This is a genomic window from Klebsiella grimontii (genome assembly GCF_900200035.1).
Lineage (GTDB): Bacteria > Pseudomonadota > Gammaproteobacteria > Enterobacterales > Enterobacteriaceae > Klebsiella > Klebsiella grimontii.
The window spans coordinates 31,646-52,632 of record NZ_FZTC01000017.1; the positions used below are offsets into that span (position 1 = coordinate 31,646).

Annotated in this window: 20 protein-coding genes; 7 read left to right on the top strand and 13 right to left on the bottom strand. The window is 55.8% G+C overall.

Features of this window, described 5'->3' with window-relative positions:
* The first annotated feature begins 20 nt into the window (after positions 1-20).
* Positions 21-1,118 (top strand): glutamine amidotransferase-related protein, encoded by a 1,098-nt coding sequence (locus KOSB73_RS12630; protein ID WP_049086023.1) that lies wholly within the window; start codon positions 21-23, stop codon positions 1,116-1,118.
* Here the strand turns inward: KOSB73_RS12630 and KOSB73_RS12635 are convergent.
* The 7 genes from KOSB73_RS12635 to KOSB73_RS12665 are packed head-to-tail and all read right to left on the bottom strand — an operon-like array spanning position 1,102 to position 7,781.
* Positions 1,102-2,025 (bottom strand): dihydrodipicolinate synthase family protein, encoded by a 924-nt coding sequence (locus tag KOSB73_RS12635; RefSeq protein WP_098140558.1) that lies wholly within the window; start codon positions 2,023-2,025, stop codon positions 1,102-1,104. The genes KOSB73_RS12630 and KOSB73_RS12635 overlap by 17 nt on opposite strands.
* Before the next feature lie 10 nt (positions 2,026-2,035).
* Positions 2,036-3,205, bottom strand: coding sequence for a M24 family metallopeptidase (locus tag KOSB73_RS12640; protein WP_004871527.1), 1,170 nt, complete (start codon positions 3,203-3,205; stop codon positions 2,036-2,038).
* Complete coding sequence (locus KOSB73_RS12645) at positions 3,192-4,292, bottom strand: mandelate racemase/muconate lactonizing enzyme family protein (RefSeq protein WP_098140559.1); 1,101 nt, start codon at positions 4,290-4,292, stop codon at positions 3,192-3,194. The genes KOSB73_RS12640 and KOSB73_RS12645 overlap by 14 nt, the downstream gene beginning before the upstream one ends.
* Complete coding sequence (locus tag KOSB73_RS12650; protein ID WP_049090222.1) at positions 4,289-5,464, bottom strand: M20 family metallopeptidase; 1,176 nt, start codon at positions 5,462-5,464, stop codon at positions 4,289-4,291. Before KOSB73_RS12650 ends, KOSB73_RS12645 begins: the two co-directional genes overlap by 4 nt.
* Before the next feature lie 13 nt (positions 5,465-5,477).
* Positions 5,478-6,218: an amino acid ABC transporter ATP-binding protein gene (locus KOSB73_RS12655; protein WP_004871519.1), complete on the bottom strand. Its 741-nt coding sequence runs from the start codon at positions 6,216-6,218 to the stop codon at positions 5,478-5,480.
* The gene (locus KOSB73_RS12660; protein WP_004871517.1) at positions 6,215-6,940 is read right to left on the bottom strand and encodes an amino acid ABC transporter permease; all 726 of its coding nucleotides are present in this window, start codon (positions 6,938-6,940) and stop codon (positions 6,215-6,217) included. The genes KOSB73_RS12655 and KOSB73_RS12660 overlap by 4 nt, the downstream gene beginning before the upstream one ends.
* Positions 6,941-6,968: 28 nt before the next feature.
* Positions 6,969-7,781 (bottom strand): ABC transporter substrate-binding protein, encoded by an 813-nt coding sequence (locus KOSB73_RS12665; RefSeq protein WP_004871515.1) that lies wholly within the window; start codon positions 7,779-7,781, stop codon positions 6,969-6,971.
* A 191-nt stretch (positions 7,782-7,972) separates the two neighbouring features.
* Between KOSB73_RS12665 and KOSB73_RS12670 the strand changes: the two genes are divergently transcribed.
* Complete coding sequence (locus tag KOSB73_RS12670; RefSeq protein ID WP_049086026.1) at positions 7,973-8,869, top strand: GntR family transcriptional regulator; 897 nt, start codon at positions 7,973-7,975, stop codon at positions 8,867-8,869.
* A 51-nt stretch (positions 8,870-8,920) separates the two neighbouring features.
* On the top strand, positions 8,921-9,706 hold the full coding sequence (locus KOSB73_RS12675; RefSeq protein ID WP_049131188.1) for an SDR family oxidoreductase: 786 nt from the start codon (positions 8,921-8,923) through the stop codon (positions 9,704-9,706).
* 164 nt (positions 9,707-9,870) lie between these two features.
* Here KOSB73_RS12675 and KOSB73_RS12680 read toward each other — a convergent pair whose 3' ends face one another.
* A complete protein-coding gene (locus tag KOSB73_RS12680) occupies positions 9,871-11,307 on the bottom strand; it encodes a DHA2 family efflux MFS transporter permease subunit (protein WP_098140614.1) in 1,437 nt (478 codons plus the stop codon).
* 167 nt (positions 11,308-11,474) lie between these two features.
* On the opposite strand from KOSB73_RS12680, the gene KOSB73_RS12685 reads away from it, so the two are divergent.
* Together KOSB73_RS12685 and KOSB73_RS12690 are read left to right on the top strand one after the other, a co-directional pair.
* Positions 11,475-12,071, top strand: coding sequence for a TetR/AcrR family transcriptional regulator C-terminal domain-containing protein (locus KOSB73_RS12685; protein ID WP_004871507.1), 597 nt, complete (start codon positions 11,475-11,477; stop codon positions 12,069-12,071).
* A gap of 100 nt (positions 12,072-12,171) precedes the next feature.
* Entirely contained in the window at positions 12,172-12,516 is a 345-nt protein-coding gene (locus KOSB73_RS12690) for a RamA family antibiotic efflux transcriptional regulator (protein WP_004871504.1), read from the top strand.
* A 201-nt stretch (positions 12,517-12,717) separates the two neighbouring features.
* Here the strand turns inward: KOSB73_RS12690 and KOSB73_RS12695 are convergent, their stop codons facing one another.
* Together KOSB73_RS12695 and melA are read right to left on the bottom strand one after the other, a co-directional pair.
* Entirely contained in the window at positions 12,718-14,010 is a 1,293-nt protein-coding gene (locus KOSB73_RS12695; protein ID WP_049085428.1) for an MFS transporter, read from the bottom strand.
* Positions 14,011-14,088: 78 nt separating this feature from the next.
* On the bottom strand, positions 14,089-15,396 hold the full coding sequence (melA, locus tag KOSB73_RS12700; RefSeq protein ID WP_082237355.1) for an alpha-glucosidase/alpha-galactosidase: 1,308 nt from the start codon (positions 15,394-15,396) through the stop codon (positions 14,089-14,091).
* A 199-nt stretch (positions 15,397-15,595) separates the two neighbouring features.
* Between melA and KOSB73_RS12705 the strand changes: the two genes are divergently transcribed.
* Both KOSB73_RS12705 and KOSB73_RS12710 read left to right on the top strand, forming a co-directional pair.
* Positions 15,596-16,435 (top strand): AraC family transcriptional regulator, encoded by an 840-nt coding sequence (locus tag KOSB73_RS12705; protein WP_049085439.1) that lies wholly within the window; start codon positions 15,596-15,598, stop codon positions 16,433-16,435.
* A gap of 186 nt (positions 16,436-16,621) precedes the next feature.
* Complete coding sequence (locus tag KOSB73_RS12710) at positions 16,622-17,236, top strand: TetR/AcrR family transcriptional regulator (protein ID WP_004871494.1); 615 nt, start codon at positions 16,622-16,624, stop codon at positions 17,234-17,236.
* 147 nt (positions 17,237-17,383) lie between these two features.
* Here the strand turns inward: KOSB73_RS12710 and KOSB73_RS12715 are convergent, their stop codons facing one another.
* From KOSB73_RS12715 to KOSB73_RS12725, 3 genes are read right to left on the bottom strand one after another with little or no spacing between them, the layout of a single operon-like run.
* The gene (locus KOSB73_RS12715) at positions 17,384-18,586 is read right to left on the bottom strand and encodes an aromatic amino acid transport family protein (protein ID WP_074168733.1); all 1,203 of its coding nucleotides are present in this window, start codon (positions 18,584-18,586) and stop codon (positions 17,384-17,386) included.
* Positions 18,587-18,636: 50 nt separating this feature from the next.
* Positions 18,637-19,866, bottom strand: coding sequence for an 8-amino-7-oxononanoate synthase family protein (locus KOSB73_RS12720; RefSeq protein ID WP_004871491.1), 1,230 nt, complete (start codon positions 19,864-19,866; stop codon positions 18,637-18,639).
* Positions 19,839-20,978 carry an MFS transporter gene (locus tag KOSB73_RS12725; protein ID WP_049085432.1) on the bottom strand — a complete coding sequence of 380 codons (1,140 nt, stop codon included), beginning with the start codon at positions 20,976-20,978 and terminating at the stop codon, positions 19,839-19,841. Before KOSB73_RS12725 ends, KOSB73_RS12720 begins: the two co-directional genes overlap by 28 nt.
* Between the last annotated feature and the right edge of the window lie 9 nt (positions 20,979-20,987).

A 20,987-nucleotide genomic window follows, 5' to 3' on the forward strand; every position in this document is an offset into this window, starting at 1 on the left:
ACATCAGCAGGAAACTCGCCGTGTCACCGATCTTTATTCTCGATAACAGCTCCGTCCCCGCCCGCTACGGTATCACCGCCAGCCTGTGGGCTAATCGTCTTGGGTTGCCCCTCTGGAGCCTTCGCCCCGACTTCGCCGGGGACGTTCCCGATAGTCATCAGCACGTCATTCGCGCAGGGTACTGCGTGACCAGCGGTCTCTGGCGCAGCGATACGCTGCGTGAAGAGGTGCGCGATATCGCCAGCCTGCCGCCATCAGACGCCGTTATTGTGCTGTCGTCCTCGCAGGCGCCGCTCATCGCCGACCTGCCGGGCCAGCGGCTTTACAGCGATGACAGTAACCACCGCCTGACGCTCAGCGACGGGCAACACACGCTGTTAGCGCTCACCCCCGACCGCTATGGCCGCTGGGATGCCGGGAGACCGTCGTCCGCCAGGGCGTCCTTGCGCATCGCGCTGATTGGCCGCGAGGCGGACCACCGTCTGGTCTATCCCGCCACGCTCGGCTCACTGGGCGATGCCGCGGCGTCGCTGGGGCTGAACCTGGATGTCCATTTCTTCGCGCCAGTCAGTCTGTCCGCCGAGTTACACGAACTTCACCTCTTCCAGGGCGTGGTGCTGCCAGGCGGTTCCTCAATGGCGGCGGTCAATGGACAAATCCGCGTGGCGGAAGATACGCTTAACCGCGGGCAGCCAACGCTGGGGTTGTGCCTGGGAATGCAGAGCATGATGACTGCTGCCGTGCGCCGGAGTCCGGGTTTCGAATCGGCCATTCCCGCGGAAGTCGCTCCGCATGAGGCTCTGCACAGCTTTGTTCCCTTTGCCGATGGTCGTCATCGCTGCGGTGTATTCCCTTTTTCCTCGGGGCTGATCCCCGGCGATGTCCACGAAATGCACTACAACCATCGCTACTGCTTCAACACCGACTTATTGCCGGCGCTGTCCCCCGGCGGGGTCAGCGTGAGCGCGCAACGCGACGGTATCGTGGAGGCCGTTTCCCAGCCTGAGCTGCCGTTCTGGCACGGGGTTCAGGGGCATCCGGAACTGATGTCCCGCCCGGATGCGCCCCATCCGCTGTTCGTCGCGTTTCTAAAGGTGGCGCTTAACGCGCCAGCGTAACCCCGCTGCGCTGGTCGCTGGCGAGCGCCTGCATGACGCGGGTTAGCTCTGCCAGCGCCGCGTCGCCGATCGGTTTTAACGGTGCGCGTACGGTGCCGCCGTTAAAGCCGCGCAGCGCCATCGCCGCTTTCACCAGCTGCGGCTGCCCGTATTTGCGCGCCAGGGCTCGATACGCGTACCACAGCTGATGCAAATCGCGGGCAGTGGCGGCATCGCCCCGTTCCACGGCGCGGAACGTATTGACGATCAGCTCCGGCAGCGCGCCGCTGTTGGTCGTGCTGATGCCGTCAAACCCGGCCATCATCGGTCCGAGGAAAGCCAGATCGGAGGCGCAGAACAGGCGCAGACGCCCGCGCAGGCGGTTGGCAATCTGGTCGATGGCGGTGGGGTTGAGATCGCCCTGTTTGATGCCGACCACATTCGGGATCTCTGCCAGCCGTTCCAGCAGCGTCGGGGAGAGGGTAATGCCGATGCCCGGCGCGTTGTACACCAGAATGCCGGTTTTGGATAACGGTGCCATCTCATTGAAGTAGCTGATGATTTGTTCGTCAGTGATTTCGCTAACAAAGGGCGCGGTGACCATCGGCAGGCCGCCCAACTCGCTTGCCAGAACGGTCAGCTCGCGGGCGTCGCGCGTATCGGAACTGGCGCTGCACAGCATTACCGCCACGCGGTCATCCACGCAGGCCATCACTTCATGAAACAATTCGCGGCGCTCTTCGACGGTCATTACCGGGAACTCGCCGTAGGTGCCGCCAATCAGCAGGCCATCATAGCCCAGACCAATCACGCGTTCGATGTTTTCACGCAACGCCGGGTAGTCGATCGCGCCGCTGGCGTCGAACGGGGTGACGGTGATGTTGAAAATACCGCGCAGGCGTTCACGACACTCATTGATATCTTTCATCTTTCTTTCCTTACAGCAGTGTTAATGGGCGAGCCAGGGAACCCAGCTGGCGATATCCGGTTTCAGTCACCACCACGGTTTCGCTGACGCCGACGGTGAATTGACCGTAGATACGCAGGGCCGGTGGGATGTGGAAAGTCATTCCTGGCTGCAGCTCGGTGGTGACGCCGCTGTAAAGGCTAAGGATACCGCCTTCGCCCCAGTCCGGCGCAAAGGCGATGCCGATGGAGTAACCGGTGCGTTTTTTGAAATTTTCAGTGAAACCGGCGCGGTCGATCACCTTCTGGCAGGCCAGGTGCGGCGCTTCGCAGGTAGCGCCCGGACGAATGGCGTCGAGGGAGGCCTGCAGGGCTTCCTGACAAACTTTTTCCATTTCGATGGCGATAGCGGGCGGGCGGCCTAGCCAGGCGGAGCGCATCATCGCGGCGTGGTAGCGATCGTGGGCGGCAGACATCTCCAGAAAAACCGGGTCGTTATCCTGCATCACCCGACGTCGCCATGTGCCGTGCGGCACGCCGCTTCGCGGACCGGTTGAGACCAGCGGTTCCATACCGACATACTCGGAACCGGCGGCAATGGCGGCCCCCATCATCGCCGAGACCAGCGCGTTTTCGTCTGCGCCGCTGCGAATCGCCGCCATCCCGGCGCGCATACCCGCATCGACATAGCGGGCCGCGGCGGCGATTTTTTCCACCTCCGCGGCCGACTTCACCGCGCGCAGCGGTTCGATGACGCCAGCCGTATCGGCAATCGCGCCGAGCTTAGACTGCAGGGCTTCATACACGGCAATCGGCAGGAACCAGCCGCGTTTATCCAGTCCTATGCGCTTATTGAGCCAGCCGCGCTGTTGCAGCATAGCCACCAGAAAATCCACCGGGTTATCGCCATCCTGGTAAATAGCGGCATCTGAAATAAAGGTGTTGGCGATAAAGTTAAAGTATTCGAGCTGACGAATCACAAAGACCGGATCCCCTTCTACCGGCAGCAGCAGCGCCTGAAAGGTGTAATATCCCGGCGTTTGCTGACCGGTAAGCCAGAAAATGTTTTCTGGTCCGGTAACAATCATGACGTCCACGCCCGCGCTGCTTAAGCGTTCGCGGGTACGTCGAATGCGTTGCGCATATTCGTCAGCGCTAAAGGCGGACTCACTGCCCTGAATCACATTGTTAACATCTTGCATCGTTAAACTCCTGGAGTAAGTTGGCCTGCGCGGCATTGAACTGCACGCCCAGACCGGGAGAGTCGTTGACGGTGACCCGTCCATTGCGGTATTCCAGCCCGCTGACGGGATCATCCGTTAAGCCATCGGCGCCATACAGTTCGGCAAATGCCGGTTGCACCACCCGGCAAAGCTGGAGCGCGGCGGCGGTGGCGGCATGGCCTTCATTCATCTGACCAATCATGAACGGCACGTCGGCGCGCCGCAGACGGCGGGCGGCGGCAAGCGTCGGAGCGAGGCCGCCCAATTTCACCAGCTTGAGATGCCCCCACAGCGCGCCTTTGGCGGCGATCAGCCGGGTGATGGCTGCGTCGCTATTGAGACTTTCATCGAGCATGATCGGGATGCCGTAGCCGTACAGTTCGGCAAGCTGGCTGTCGTATACCGGGCTTAACGGCTGTTCGATATAGCTGAGATTCAGCGCTCGCAGAGAGGGGAACGCTGCGTGAGCCTGTGCCAGCGACCACTGGCCGTTCACGTCAATCGCCAGCGAAATCTGCTGGCCAAACCGCTGACGCAGCCTTTGCAGGCGGGCCAGGTCGGTGGCGAAATCCGCTACGCCCGTGCGTAACTTCAGCTCGGTGAAACCGCGATCGACATAGCGTTGCGCCTGCTCCAGCATCCGCGACTCGCTGCTCCAGAACAGGGTTTGATTGGTGCGCCAGGCGGGCAGGCCAGCTTGCGCCCCCAGCCAGGCGGCAACGCTTACCCCCTCCTGACGCGCCAGCAGATCGTGCAATGCCATATCCAGCACCATGCGTGACGGCGGCAGCAGCGTGGGGTCCTCATCATGCAGCGCGGCAAGTAGCGCCGCGGGCTGCCGGCGCCAGTCCCAACGGCTGAGGATTTGAAGCAGGTTGTTCAGCACCTGCTCTTCGCTATAGCCATGCAGGTAGCGAATATTGAGCCGCACTTCGCCAATCCCCGTCACGCCCTGGTCTTCCAGACGCAGCCAGAGGGTGTCGAGCGCCGTCACCGGGCCGGAGGCGGCGGTATGCAGCATCACACCGGCATAATGCAGTTCTCCGCGAAAGAGCTGCGCTTTCATAAACCGGGCTCCGGCGGCAGCATGGCGAGCGCAATATCGAGATAGATATATGCCGCGGCGATAAATTCATCGACGGGGACGAATTCATCGGGCTTGTGCGCCACGGCCAGCGAGCCGGGGCCAATGACCACGCCCTTTGCGCCCAGCGAACGGAAATGCACCAGGTCGCAGCCGCCCTGAAAACCAAACGGGCCGGGCTCGCTCTGTCCGTGACGGCGGCAGGCGGCAAGGCTTTGCTCGACAATGGCTTCGCTGCTGTCGGTTTGCGTCGCGCCACCGGTGGTGGGCTGCCAGGCGATAATTTCGGCTTCCACGCCCGCATGAGCGTGCGCGTGGTCGAGCAGCTGTTGCAGTTCGGCCTTGACGACCGCTTCGTCTTCACCCGGGACCATGCGGCGGTCAAGCAGCAGCTCACAGCTGTCGGGCACCACGTTGTCCGCATGGCCGCCGTGGATGCGGGTCACCGTCAGGCTGGCGTTACCGACCAGATCGTGGCAGCGGCAACGCACCTGCTGGTGGTGGGCCTCTTCAATCAGCCCTAAAAGGCGCGCGGACTGGTAAATCGCGTTAACCCCCAGCTCCGGCGTGCCGGAGTGCGCGGTGACGCCTTTTACCCGCACGCGAGGACGCAAGCTGCCTTTGTGAGCGGAGAAGGTCGCATTCGATGTCGGCTCGCCAATCACCGCGAAATCAATCGCCGGTGGGTTATCACGTACGTAGAATTTCGCCCCTTCGCTGGCGACCTCTTCATCGGCGGTGAACACGCCCATCAGCGTGCCGGACCAGCGCTGACGATTGGCGGCCAGCAAACGCAGGGCTTCAACCATCGCCACCAGTGGGCCTTTGGCATCGCAGGCGCCGCGCCCGTACAGGCGCCCGCCGCGCTCGGCGAGCGTGAAGGGATCGCTGGTCCAGCCGCTGCCCGCCGGAACAGTGTCGATATGGGTGTTAAAGGCGAAGCACGGCCCCGGTCCATTGTGCAGGACGGCGATAACGTTGGTCCGCCCCGGCGCGTATTCGCTAAAGGAGAGATCGAATCCGGCGGTCAGCAGCCAGCCTTCCAGACATTCGGCGGCTTCACGCTCATGGCCCGGCGGATTCTCCGTATTGATGGCAACCAGCGTCGCTAAGTCCTTTTTCATACGCGCGCTGTCAACCTGATAACTGAACATAGGAACTCCGTGATTAATGTAATATTTGCGTCAGGAAGCGCTGCGCGCGCTCGCTGACGTTGCCGGCGAAGAAATCGCTGGTGCTGGCGCGATCGATAATTTCGCCGTCTTCCATAAAAAGAATTTTGTTAGCGGCCCGGCGGGCGAAGCCCATTTCGTGGGTCACCACCATGCTGGTCATTCCTTCTGCGCTGAGCTCCGCCATCACTTCCAGCACCTCGCGGATCATCTCCGGGTCGAGGGCTGACGTGGGTTCGTCGTAGAGCATGAGCTCGGGCTTCATCGCCAGGGCTCGGGCAATCGCCACGCGCTGCTGCTGGCCGCCGGAGAGCTCGTCCGGAAAGTGGTCCGCGCGTTCGTTGATGCGCACCTTCGCCAACAGGTTGTCCGCCAGCGTACGGGCATCAGTGCGGTTCATCCCCAGCACCGTCATCGGGGCCAGCATGATGTTTTCCGCCGCCGTCAGGTGCGAGAACAGCTCGTAGTTCTGGAACACCATGCCAATACGCTGCCGCAGTTTGTGCACCGGCACTTCGCCCCGGCTGATGTGCTGGCTGGCGAAGAACACGTCGCCGCTGTCGGCAGGGGAGAGCATGTTGACGCAGCGCAGCAGGGTGGATTTCCCCGAGCCCGATGGCCCAATCAGGACCACGGTTTCCCCGCGCTGCACCTCAAGAGAGCAGTTCTTGAGCACGGTCTGGCGGCCAAAAGTCTTATCAATACCGATCATCTCCAGCAGCGGTTTCTCGCTCATGGTTCCTCCCGGGCGGGTTTTGGTAATTTAAACAGGCGGTTCAGCCGCTTCTGGCTTTTGCTGCGGCGCTGTTTGGGATCCAGCACGCTTTCCAGCCACGACTGGAAGACCATAAACAGGCTGGTGAGCAGCAGGTAATAGATGCCTGCGGCGCATAGCGCTTCGAAGTAGCGGAAGCTGGCGCTGGCGGTCTGGTTGGCGACCAGCAGTAGTTCCTGAACGGCGATAACCGAGACCAGCGCGCTCGATTTCAGCATGCTGATCATCTGGTTACCCATCGGCGGCAGAACGATGCGTGCGGCCTGAGGCAGCACGATTTTTCGCATGATCTGCCCGCTGGTCATACCGAGCGCCATGCCGGCGGTGCGCTGGCCGCTTTTTACGGCCTGCAGGCCAGAGCGCAGAATTTCCGCCATGTAGGCGCCTTCATTAAGCGAAAGCGCCAGCACTGCGCAGGTAAATGCGGAGAAGCGTAAGCCGAAGCCTGGCAGCACGTTGTAGACAAAGATTATCTGGAACAGCACCGGCGTCCCGCGAAACAGCCACAGGTAGAAAAAGGCCAGCCCTTTCCCGGCGCGAAACGGCGCTTCCTGCAACAGCGCCAACACCAGGCCCAGCACCACGCCACACAACAGTGAGCAGAGGGTAATCAGTAGCGTCATCCAGGCACCCTGAACAAACTCGGGTGAGAGGAAGTACTGCCACATAAGTTCGATCGACATAGCGTTCTCCGGTTAATGGCGAGACGGGTTAGAAAAGGGCAACGGAGTCAGGGAAGTTCCATTTCTTTATCAGTTGCTTGTAGGTGCCATTTTTGACGAGGCCCTGGAGACCTTTTTCCAGCAGAGCCTGGGTTTCGCTATCGCCTTTACGCACGGCAAACGCGATGTGGGTATCTGCTTCGAACTCATCGCCAACCGCTTCGAACATGCCCGCTTTTTCGGTTAGCAGGGCGACGGTTCCCGGCGTGGAGAGGAATTCGGCATCGGCGCGACCCTGGGAGACGGCAACGGCGGAGTCGGTAGCGGCGGGGAAGGTCATGACGTTAATGGCCGGTTTTTTGGCCTCCAGGCAGCGCTGGTTGTCTGCCCGGGCCTGGCTCTCTTCGATCCCGCCGAGCGTCACGGCGATATTTTTGCCGCAGAGGCTCAGGTCGCGTCCGGTGATTTTTGCCGGATTACCTTTGCTCACCACCACGCGGCTGCCGATCTTCAGGTAAGGCACGAAGTCGACCTGCGCGGCACGGGTCGGGTTGACGTACATGGCGGAGTTGATGATATCGAGACGTTTCCCCTGCAGCGCTGGGATAAGCCCTTTGAACTCCATCGGCATCGGCGCAGGCGTCAGCCGGATCTCTTTGCTTAGCGCGTTAATCAGGTCGATATCGAAGCCGGTGAGCTTGCCCTCTTTCACGAACTCAAAAGGCATAAACGTCGCCGCCGTGCCGTAGGTCAGCTTGCCCGGGGCGATGGTTTCCACCGCAGCATGGCCCACCAGCGGGAGTGCGGTCAGCGCGAACATCAAGGTACGCACGTGGCGAAACAATAAAGAATTGCTGGACATAGTCGTCTCCTGGTTAAGGTCTAAATTGAATTTAATGTGTCAATAAATACAATTATACGTGTGAAAAAAACGTCTCATTCTGGTGCGTATTGCACGTTAATCGTGCAGTCCTTGCTTTGTTTTGCTGCGTTTTGTTGTGCGTGATATTGTATATATCGACCACAACAATGCATTCCAGGGAAGCGTTCTCCATGCAGCCTGACTCCACTGCGAGCAGTCGCCGGATAGCCCGGCAAATACTCGACCTGATATCTGAAGCAAAATTCGATCCAGGTCATCATTTACGCGAGCAACATCTTGCCGATGCGCTGGGGGTTTCGCGTACGCCGGTGCGCGCCGGGTTAAAAGAGTTGACCCGAATGGGGGCGGTTGAAGCGCGTCCAAATCAGGGTTTTTTCCTGCTTAAACGCAGCAATGAGCTGGAGCTGCTGGAGATTGAGCAGTCCAAGAGCAATGACCAGAAGCTTTACGAACAGCTGGTCCATGACCGTATTGCGGGCGTGCTGCCGGAATCGTTTACCCAGACTGAAATCAGTCAGCGCTATGAGGTCGATCGCGGGGTGCTGACCCGTACGCTGGTGAAGCTATCGGAGGACGGCCTGATTGCGCGCAATGCGGGGCACGGCTGGCGCTTTCTGCAAACCCTCAACTCCGATGTCGCCCTGCGCAACAGCTACGGTTTTCGCCTGATGATTGAACCGACGGCGCTGCTGACACCCAACCTGCATGTGGACAGGCAGATGCTTAAACGCCTGCGCGCCCAGCATCTGCGCCTCATCACCCACCCGGACATTACGCAGGTTCCGGCAAAAGAGATTTTCGAAACCGACGCTTTATTTCATGAGTTGCTGGCGGAAGCCAGCGGCAATCTGTTTGTGGTACAGGCTATCCAGCAACAAAACCGGCTGCGCCGTCTGCTGGAATTTGGCAGCTATCACAATAAGCGCCGCGTAAAAGAGTGGTGCGAAGAGCACGTTGCTATCATCGATGCCCTGCGAGAGAACAAGCAGGAACAGGCGGCGGAATTGATGAGAAAACACCTGCAATACGCGTTTGACCAGGTCAATGTTAAAAACGGTCGCGCATAGCTGGCATCGCTCTTGCACATATTTCTTCTGAAAATACAATCAGGAGCATTTATGGATTTGCAGATACAACAACGAGTGGCGCTGGTGTGCGGTGCCGGAAGCGGCCTTGGGCAGGCTATTGCCCTTTCGCTGGCGCAGGAGGGCGTGAGGGTGGCGGTCACCGGCCGCAATGCTGATAAACTGGCGCAAACGGTGGAGCGTATCACCCGGACGGGCGGTACTGCCCTCGCCTGGCCGTTGGATCTGGCGGCCCCGGAACGGTTTGATTCGGTGATTGCCGATATTCGCCAGCAGTGGGGCGATATCGATATTCTGGTCAACAACTCCGGTGGCCCGCGGCCCGCATCGGCGCAGGGGACAGATGGCGCAGTCTGGCAACAGCAGTTTTCAGTGATGGTCGCCTCGTTGATTCAGCTCACCGATAAACTCCTGCCCGCCATGCGCAGCCGCGGCTGGGGACGCATTATTACCACCACGTCATCCGGCGTAATTACCCCCATTCCTGGCCTCGCCCTCTCGAATGCGCTGCGCATGAGCCTGCTCGGCTGGTCGAAAACCCTCGCCAGTGAAGTGGCCGGCGACGGCGTGACGGTGAATGTGATGGTGCCAGGGCGCATCGCCACCGACCGCGTGGGGCAGCTGGACGCACTCAGGGCGCAACGGGAAAACAGCAGTGCGGAAGCGGTCGCCGAAAAGAGTCGTCTGAGCATTCCGGCCGGGCGCTACGGTGAACCGCAGGAGTACGGCGCCGCCGCGGCGTTTCTGGCAAGCCAGCCTGCCAGCTACATTACCGGTGCGGTGATTCGGGTTGATGGCGGATTGATCGGCGCGATTTAGTCAGTGAGAATGCGTCATGTCGGTCGGCTTCGCAGCGGACCGGCATGACTGCCTAACAGCTGCTCCGAATGGTTTATTTTGCAGGCCACGAAGTCCATTTCTGCAAATTTAATCAGCAGGCTTTGGGATCGGGTCTGAAAGCGATAAATTTTCTGATTAAACTTTTATTCTTCCTGCGTTGTTAAAACGGAATGATTTACCATAAAAAATGCGCAAAGCGCGAGCAGTACGGCCCCAGCGGTAAGTATCCATCCGGCGTGGTGAAAGGCGGTTAAGCTCCCATTAGTCGGAGCGAATCTAATGTAGCTCGCGGTAATCAATGCCGTTCCCGCCATCGCGCCAATACGCTGGAGGATGTTAAGAATAGGCGCGGCATCAGCGACATGACGGCTGCCAGCCATCGCCATGCCCGCTGCCATAGCGGGTACCGTCGCCAGGGCTAAACCGAACCCTCTGACGGCGATTGCTCCACCCACAAGCGAATAGCGACTTTGCGCATCAATCATCCCCAGCGGCAGGGTGGCAAATGCCGCGAGTAAGCCGCCAACGATCAGCACCGCGCGTGGCCCCAGCTTATCAGAAAAGTAGCCTGCCACCGGAAATCCTATCGCCGAACCGATTAACTGAGGCGTAAGCAGCAAGCCCACTTCAGCCAGCGTTTTATGGCAAACGTCGCGAAAATATAAAGGAAGCAGGAACTGCCCGCCAAAATTCACCGCGCCGCCGATAGTCATCAATACGGCAGATAAAGTGAAGCCCCGATGTTTGAAAAGTCCGAGATGAAGTAAGGGGGATTCGATGCGCAAAGAGCGATAAATAAACAAGCAGGTGAACAGGGCGCCCACGCTCAGCATGATGACGTTCCAGCCATATTTGCCGTTATTCAGGCTGAGCGCTTTCATGCCTTCCATCAGCATCGGCAGGCTGCAAAAGACCAGCGCCAGTCCCAGCCAGTCCAGCGAGAGGGGCCTGTCATTTTTTATTGCCGGACGGGGAAGCAACTTCCACCCGGTAAGATATGCACACAGGCAGAAGGGCACGGTGATCCAAAATAACCCTCGCCATCCGCAGCTTTCAACCAGGAGTGCGCCAAGCGATGTCCCCAATAAGGGGGCAATGACGATGGCGACGCCAATCGTGCCAATGACTCGCCCCAGGCGTTCGCGTCCGACGACCAGGCCAAGAATAGTTTGCCCCGCCGGTACGAGTAATCCCCCTGCCAGACCTTGCAACATTCTTGCGGCAAGCAGCACCTCGAAACGTGGGGAAAGGGCGCAAACTGCCGAGAAGATCGCAAATAAAATCAGCCCATAGAGCCAAAGCTGCGTAGCGCCAAAGCGTCTGACGGCCGAGGCGCTCAGCGGAACGCCTGCTGCAAGGGCCATAAGATACGCTGTTGCTATCCATTGTATTGCCGAGTCCAGTACCCCCAGGCCGATGGCCATGGCGGGCAGCGCAGCGCTGAGCATCGTTGATGAAAGCATGGTGGAAAAAGCTCCCAGCGTGATAATAGCTGCCTGCATCCACAACACTGGCGGTATGGCATTTGTCGGTCGCGGATGGGTTGTTTCCTTGACCAGCTTGCCTTGATGGATATTCATAAAAAGCCCCCTAACAGACGATAAGTGAAGAAATCTATCATTGATCAATTTATCTATCATTGATAGAGTAATTTGCATTAAAGTTTCCGTCAGGCGCCGGGGTCAGACAAAATGTCTCTTCACAGGCCGCTGGCCCGGGTAAATGGATTAACAACAGGATCAATATCATGGCGAAAATTCAACGAGATCAGGTGATTGAGGCAGCATTAGCTCTCTTAGATGAAGTCGGTCTGGAAGCGTTGACGACCCGTAAACTGGCTCAAAAACTGGGCGTGGAATCCGCGACGTTGTACTGGCATTTCAAAAACAAGGCCAATTTGCTGGAAGAAATGGCTTCAGCTGTTTTAGCCAAACACCATGCGCTAGCTGTGCCCGAAGAAACTTCGGAATGGACAAGTTGGCTGGCGGATAACGCACGTAGTTTCCGCCGCGCTCTGCTCGCCCATCGGGACGGCGCTCTGTTACATGCAGGGACATCGCCGACCCGGGTGGGAGGAGAAACCTTTTATCCAAAACTGGTTTATCTTGTTCGAGCCGGTTTCACTGAGGCAGAAGCCGCAATGATATTACTCGCGATTAGCGAATACACTTTGGGGTGCGTATTAGAGGAACAGTCGCGAACGTACGGTAATGATAATAAAATGTTATCAAAAATACCGGCAGAAATTGCCCATATCGAATCGTTGGTCAATCCACATCCGGATACCGCTTTTGAGTATGGTCTGTCTTTGATAATTAAAGGATTATCAATGCCATCAGCTTAATATTGTGCTTATTACAACACGAATAGCATCAGAGGCTTTAGCAAAAATTACCACAGAACCACCTTGATAATACCGGGAGAATGCATAAGGAGGAGACCCCATGTTTATTTCTGAATCCGTGATCGCCGTTATCATTGATTGGATCGACGATAACTTACATAAACCACTGCGTATAGAACAGATAGCTCATTATTCAGGTTATTCAAAATGGTATCTGCAGCGTTTGTTCCTGCAATATAAAGGAGAGAGTCTGGGGCGCTACATTCGTCATAAAAAGCTGGATTCAGCTGCCCGCGATTTACGCGAAACCGATGAGAATATTTACAGTATTGGCTTGCGCTACGGCTATGACTCGCAGCAAACCTTCACTCGATTATTTACCCGGCATTTCCATTTACCCCCCGGTGAATATCGCAAGAAAAACAAAACAGCGTATTTGTCCTGAACGCGTCTCATCAATGAGCGTATGCCACCGGGGCGCTTGTGGTCTTCAAAAGCGCCGTAGTTGATTGATGAGAGTCGAGCCGAGATGACGCAGGCAAAAGCAGCCCTATAGCGGAAACGTCTTTCACCTATCCGGATAAGGCTGAATCGACTTCTTCTTTCCGTTAACACTATCAAGATATATTGCTGCCAACGTAGACCGTTAACGTTGCGCTTCCGATCCGAATTCGCCTTTTATATTCGATAACGATACGTCCTGCGCGGGTTGCCCGGTAGCTCGCCGTACCTTACCGCTCAGCGCGAAGGCTGAAATAATGGTAAACAGCAACGCGGTGCAGCCAAGGATCAGATAAGAGGTTTTGAAACCGTAAGTGACGTACATCATCCCTGCCGCGTAGGACATGCCGATGGCTGACAGCTGCTTAAAGAAGCAAAACCCCCACAGATAAATCGATGCGGAGAGATTAACGTTAAACTGGGTGGTGATGTATTTGAAAATGCCTACCAGCAGAAACGGAACTTCAAACATATGCAGGGTCTTCAGGATAATCACCTCCGTCACAGAGTCGGCAAGGGAAGAACCGATGATCCGCGCCGACATGATCATACCGGCAATCAGTAGCGCATTTTTGCCGCCAATGCGGTTAATGATCGGTGGGGCAAAAAACATAATAAAAGCGTTAAGAAATTCACCTAGCGTGGTGACATAGCCAAACGCCTGGGTACCGGTGTGTCGGTCGCGGAAAAAGGAGGTAAAGAAGTTAGCGAATTGCTGATCGAAGACGTCATACACGCACGCCACCCCGACGATATACATCACCAGACACCAGAATTTGCGCATTTTTAACAATCCCAATGCCGCTTTAAGCTTTATGGGTTTTTGATTCAGCGCCAGGCCATCCGCTACCGCCAGAGTCGCGTTTTCTTCCGGTTTAAACAGATACAGCAAACCGGCCAATACCAGCGAGAAACTCGACGCCAGCCAGAACGCGAACTGGTTATTAATAGTAAACATATAGCCGACAATGGAGGCGCAAATTGCCCAGCCAATACAGCCAAACAGGCGGGCGCGGCCATACTCAAACTGGCTGCGGCGGCTGACTTTCTCAATATAGGCCTCAATGGCTGGCGAGCCGCCGCTGCAGACCAGTCCAAGATAAATACCGCACAACAGAGCCCCCAGAAAAAAGTGGCTTTGCAGCAGCGGTGAGAACACGTAGATAAACAGAGGAGCCAGAAACAGCAGCAGGAAGATAATCATCCACAGCAGGTGTTTCTTCAGACCAAACTTGTCTGTAACAAAGCCAAAAACTGGCTGGAATACCAGGGCAAACAGCGCCATGCTGGCAAACACCAGTCCGGTTTGTCGCTGATCGAGCTGGTTGACATCATGCAACCATATCGGAAAAAACGGCAGTACCGCGCCCATGATAAAGAAATAGAAAAAGCAAAAGGCACCGAAAATCCAAAAATTCCTGTTTTTTAAGTAAAACATAGCTCACCTTCCTGTTGGTAACGGCGCGGAGAGCTCCGCGCCTTGTGAGTTATAAGGAGGTATCAGGTCAGTAGGCGATTAATGGTAGGCTGGAAGCCAGTTGCCATGCGCTTCAATCAGTTCATCGCACAGCTTGCGGATGTCATCGATCGACAGTTCGGCGGAAGTGTGCGGGTCGAGCAGCGCAGCATGGTAGATAGCTTCGCGCTTGCGCGTAACCGCCGCCTCGACGGTCAACAGCTGGGTATTGATGTTGGTACGGTTCAGCGCCGCCAGCTGCTCAGGCAAGTTGCCGACGTAGCATGGCGTAACGCCCTGTCCATCCACCAGACAAGGTACTTCGACGCAGGCCTCGGAAGGTAAGTTGGCGATCAAACCGGTGTTGAGCACATTACCGCCAATTTTATAGGGCCGATCGGTTTCCATCGCTTCGATGATATAAGACGCGTATTCATGGGTACGGCTGTGGGTCAGGCTGGTGTCATGGGTCAGCGCCACTTTCTGCTGCTGCCATTGTTCAATCTGCTCAATACACCGGCGCGGATATTCATCCAGCGGAATATTGAATCGCTCGATCAGCTCCGGGTAGTTGCGTTTGATCCAGTAAGGCATGTATTCGGCGTTGTGCTCTGACGATTCGGTAACGTAATAGCCGAAAATTTTCATGATTTCATGGCGCACCATATCATCATGCTTGCCCTGCAGGGCGCTGGCCCGGCGCTTAATTTCCGGGTACAGATCCTCGCCGTGGCGGCGAATGTCCAGCAGCCAGGCCATGTGATTAATACCCGCGATATGAAATTGCACGTCGTCGGTTGGCATATCCACGCTTTTCAACAGCGTTTCAGCGCAGACCTGAACGCTGTGGCAAAGTCCGACCGTTTTCACCTCCGTATGACGCAGCATAGCGCCGGTTATCGTGGCCATAGGATTGGTGTAGTTGAGTAACCAGGCATTCGGGCAGACGGCTTCGATATCCCGTGCGAAATCAAACATTACGGGTATGGTGCGCAGCGCGCGGAAGATACCGCCAATCCCCAGGGTATCGGCAATCGTCTGCCGGAGACCATATTTTCTCGCGATAGTGAAGTCGGTAATGGTGCAAGGGTCGTAGCCGCCGACCTGGATGGCGTTCACCACGTAATGGGCGTTTTTCAATGCCGCACGGCGGTTCTCAACGCCAAGGTAAGCGGCGATCTTCGCTCTGCCCGCATTGGTATTGCTGTTGATATTGTTCAACATGGCGAGAGATTCATTGAGACGCGCGCCGTCGATGTCGTACAGCGCAATCTCCACCTCTTTCAGCGTCGGGGTCGCCATAATGTCCCCGAGTACGTTTCTGGCGAAAATGGTGCTGCCCGCGCCCATAAATGTCACTTTAATCATGGTATTTCTCCGTTCCTGCTGTTTTGGTCAGGCAGAATGTACGCTGCGGCGTGACCCGGAAATATGGCTAAATGTGATATTGCTATGGCGAAAAATGATGTCGCAAAGAAAGTGTGAGCCAGCTCTGAATCTGACTGAACCGGGGGACTTTACTGGCGGTATCTCTGATAATGTGAGGGGAAAAAAGCGCGAGTTACTGATGCACAAGACTTTTACCCTCAATCATACCGACAATATCGAATTGAACTTGTACCAGTACGGCGAGGAGAGTTGTCATAAGGGGCACCGTTATGGCCCCGCTGTTCGCCAGCATTACCTATTTCATTATGTGATAAGTGGAACCGGCACCTTTTACAGTGAATCCGGCGCTTTTCCTGTCGTCGCGGGGGAGGGGTTTTTGATCCACCCCCATGATGTGACCACCTACTGCGCGGATAAAAAAGATCCGTGGCATTATATGTGGCTTGAGGTCGATGGGCTGATCGCCGCCAGAATTTTCGCGGAGTGCCATCTGAGCCGGCAATCACCGATTTACCGGCCCAACCTGAATAAAGACAACGTCAGCGCCCTCGGCTACCTGCGGCAAATTGTCGAACATGGCGATGAACACCGGCTGAAGGTGCAGGGGCTGTGCTATCTCTTCTTTTCGACCTTAATCAGCAATACGCATGATCAAAGGGCTCCTCTCCGTGATGACAAGACCAGGCACCTGCAAAAGGCGATCAAAAAAATTGAAAATCGCTACCACGAACCTCTGAGCGTTGAGAGCCTGGCCGCATACTGTAATATCAACCGCAGCTACCTTTGTCGGTTGTTCAAAAGCGCCTACGGTATAGGTCCCAAGGCGTATTTGCTCAATTTCCGGATGAGCATCGCCGTCAGCCTTCTCAAAAACAGCAATACGGCGATTAAAGTGGTGGGCATTTCCGTAGGCTATGAAAATCAGCTGCATTTTTCTAAGGCTTTTAAGAAAATGCACGGCGTGTCTCCGGCTAAATGGCGGCAAAAATACCTTTCTGAACAGCAGGCGGCGAGGTGATGTTTACCGCTTATTCAAATCTGTGGTGTGGTTGAAATAAAGTTGTATCGGGGGGAGCCGATGCTTTTGTTGGCAGAGGATTTTGTCTGATACAATTTTGCACGACCTTGCATCAAGCGAAATTGTGGCTGAATGATAAAATGGTCACTATTTGTCAATCAAAGACCATCACGTTAAGCTAACAGAATGACTAAGAATATGAACGTACCATCAGCACGTGGCCCACTCGATCACAGCGTCCGGGAGCAAATCGTCAACGCCGCATTTGAGCATTTCGGGCATTACGGCTACGAAAAAACCACCGTAGCGGAATTAGCTAAATCTATCGGTTTTTCAAAGGCCTACATCTATAAGTTTTTCGATTCCAAACAGGCTATCGGCGAAGTTATTTGCGCTAACCGCCTGGAGACGATCATGACGGCGGTACTTGCAGCGGTGGCGGATGCGCCATCAGCCAGCGAAAAATTACGCCGCCTCTTTCGCGCGCTCACCGAAGCGGGAAGCGAACTGTTTTTCCACGATCGTAAGCTCTACGACATTGCCGCCGTCGCCTCGCGGGATAAGTGGCCTTCAACGGAAAGGTATGCGGAACGCCTGTTAAAGCTGATTGAAAGCATCGTTGTCGAAGGCAGGCAGGCCGGCGAGTTTGAGAGGAAAACCCCTCTTGACGAGGCAACCTATGCGATATACATGGTGATGTGCCCCTTCATTAACCCTGTTCAGCTGCAGTTTAACCTCGAAACGGCGCCGACGGCGGCGGTCATTCTCTCCTCGTTGATTCTCAGAAGCCTGGCCCCCTGAATGATGACCGCTCTTTTTTTGGTCACGGGTCTGAGTATTCGGGAGCTGATTAAGGGTTTCCCATGCTCAGGCTTTTTGCCGTTTGTCGTCCGTACCGGGATTTGATGGCCCAGCTGAAGCATTTTTTACAGTCATGGCGATGCATATCTACTCAAGAAAAGCGTAAATCATCAGTAGCCAGAGTAGGGCGCCGACGATAATTATCATTTTCAGAAGGACATTGCTGGCCGGGAAAATATATACCGGCGGTAGGGCGGAACGCCTGGCATTAATGAGTAAATAAGGCGGCAATAATATACTCCATAGCACCAGTGAAATGCCGGCAAAGGCCAGAGCAGATAAAAATCCTTGCGGGGCGAAAATACAGGCCAGGGCGGGAGGGAAATAGGTCAGAAATATTGCCAGCGGACGCGATCCCCGGCGGCTGATTTTATTCAGTATATCCTCAAGATAATCACTCAAGCCGATTGAGGCCGACATCAGTGAGGCTAAAACGGCAATACACCCAAAGGAGACCAGCGTCATACGGGTCGCCGAGGTGGTCTGGTGGATATTAAGGGCGGTAATAAAGGCCCCGATGTTCCCGCCCTGGTCGCTGACATGCTGGATCGCCTGAGGCGTGAGTGCGCCCATGGTCAGCGTCAGCCAGAAGGCGTAGACGATCAGCGAAACCGCAAAGCCGTAATAGAGAGAGCGGGTAACCGCGCGATGATTATCCCGTCTGTACATTCTGCTCAGGGAGGGCACGCTGCCATGAAAGCCAAAAGCGATAATACAGACCGGCACGATCGGCAGGTAATACCCGAGCGGCGTGCTGGCGGAGATGTCGAACAATCTGAGCGGCTTTACGCCACCCGCGGCACCGGCGAACAGCAGAAAAAACAGGGTGAACTTGGCGGCGATAAGGCCTGAAAGGATATAGCCGGGTAATCTGCCGCCTGCCCACAGGATCGCCGAGGTCGTCAGCGACAGCAGAATTATCGGCAGCCAGCTGCGGTCCCTGGCAGCGGGCGGTAAGAGATCGCGTAATATTGACGCGGCGCCTGAGATGTACGCGTAGGTCAGTAGGTAGAGCACAAAGCAGAAGGCTATCCCGATGATAACGCTAGCGGCGGGGCCGAGCAGCGCGTTGGTGAAAGTATGAAAGCTGGCGCCGGGAGGAAATCGCATCGTGATGTCAACGAGGATTAGCCCCGTCATCAGCATCAATATGCCCGTCGCCGACAGGATCAGCAGGCCTTTTAAAAACCATACGTGGACGAACGCGATCGGCAACGCGAACATGCCGCCGCCGATAATGGTCGCCACCATGAGAGACGTTCCGCGCAGAGGGAACCCTGTTCCTTTCATATGAATGAGTGTCCGTAAGCGGCCTGACGAAGCAGGCCGGCAGCAGCTATTTATCTCGTGGCTTCAGCCAGTGACTCTCTGAAGTTTCGATAGAAGTCGTCGATTTGCCCGCTCTCGTGGAGAGCAGACAACGCGCAGCGCAAAATGGCGTGCCCTTCTTCAACGGTCGGATACATCGCCACGGTCGTCGCGAAGCCGCGATCGTGCAGCTTTTTGCACATCGTGATGGCGAGATCTTCGTTACCAATCAGGATCCCCCGAATCGGCATCGTGGTGCCCCGGTTAACGATTTCGGTCTTGCCGAAAACTTCGTCAAAATAGCGAATAACGTTCTGTAGCTTCTCCTGGCGGGCGGCGACGGTGCCGTCCAGGTGGAGGTCGGCGGCGGCTACGCAGGCGGCAATCCCTGGTAATGACGGCGGTCCGCCAAAGGCGTAGGTTGTGCCGTAGGTCTTAATAAAATTGATGGTCTCTGCGGCGTGACAGGCGATAAATCCGCCGTGCGAGCCAAATGCTTTAGACAGCGATCCGGCGATAATAATACGCTCGTCAAGCCGATGGCCTAGGCATGCCATCACATATCCCGAACCGTAGTCGCCGTAGATAGAGGTGCCATGCGCATCGTCTATATATGCGTAGCCGTCATACTGATGCGCCAGGCGGACAATCTGCGCGACCGGGGCGACTCCGCCCATGGAGCCTACGCTGTCTGATACCGAGATCGGCGTCAGTCCCTGGCTGGCGGCATAGCGAAAGGCCTCTTCGATCCGCGCCGTATCCTGGAAATCAATTCTGACGACGTCCCCGAACTGCTGTAAAAGACCACGGTTGATTTGCAGCGTCGCGTGGGCGGTCTTCTCCATAATAAAATAGGGTTTTTTACTGAACGTAAAATGCGGCAGCGTTCCGGACGCCAGCAGCGGTAATACCGCGATATGGCAGGGCGTCACCGCGTTAAACGTCAGGGTATGAGCTCCATGCATGATTTGGTTCAGTCGCGCTTCCAGCTGCGGGAACAGATCGACTTTTACCCGCGTTCTGGCGACGGAAACCTGCACGCCAAAACGCTCAATCGCGTCGATAACCGCTTTTTTCAGCGTCGGATGAGTCTCCAGCCCAAGATAGGAACATGAGACAAATTCCACCATTTTTCTGCCATCGTCGAGGGTAATGACCTTGCCATCCCTTTTGGCTACCACCAGTTCATTAATATGTTCAGAGAACACCCTGGTTTGATATTTTAGCGATCTATCTATTTTCCTTTTTTGCCAGTTTTCCATTGCGTTACCTTCATTGTCGTGACTACCAGAAGAGATAAAATTGCCAGCGTTAACGTGCTCGTGCCGAGGGTTCTGTCAAACCCCAGGCCGGTATCCGTGAGTTTTACAGCGAAATAGCTGATGGCGCCGGCGCAGACTGTTTGAATAAAACCGGTGACTGATGCCGCAATACCGGTTTTAGTACCTTTGATTTGCAGTGCGATAAAGTTGGCGGTCGGGTAATAGGCGCCAAGGCTGAAATTAAAAATCATCGATCCAGCGATGCATAATATGAGTGAGTGGCAACCGATAATAAATGGAGAGACCGCCAGCGCATTCATGATAAACAAAATCCAGGGATTATTTATGCGCTCAAATTTTGAGAACTGATTGCCAATAATAAAAAATAAAACGGAAGCGGAAAACAGCAGTGAGTAGTGCATTGTGCTCAGCCCAAGCTGCTGCATAAAAATGGCTGGCGACAGCGAGATATAGCAAAACAGCGAACTCAGGATCAGTGAAACCAGAAGTGTTCCCTGGATAAATGCCGGCGTGATAAACCCGGAAGAAGAGGGCGCCGCAGCGCTATCGCGATGCCCAAGGCGGCGCGGAGACAGCAGGAGGGTAACGACGCTAAACAGGGCCATAACGAGGAAGATATGGTTCCAGCTCAAATGGCCGAGGATCGCGGCGCCGGCCAGCGGTGCAATAAGCGGAACCACCGCGCTGGCGGAAGAAATATCGGAAAGGGCGCGCTTGAGCGTCAGAGGAGAAAAAGTCTCTTTGGCGATGGCTTTAGACAGAACCGGTCCTGCCCCGGCGCCCACGGCCTGTAATGCCCTACCGGCCAACAGCATTGATAAACTATCGGAAATAAAACAGAGGAGGCTCCCTGCCAGGAAAAGCAAAAAGCTGGCCGTCAGCACGCGTAATTTACCCAGTTTTTCGCCGATAAACCCTGATAATAATTGGCTACAGGCGTATATCACCAGAAAACCGCTAATGGTTAACTGAATAGATGAATAATCGCTGTGGAACGCTTTTTGTAACAGGGGCAGCGCCGGCACGATCATATCTGTTGCCAGCGCGGAAACCGATGCGGCGAGAATAAGGTATAAGTATATCCTGAGCATGTTAAACTC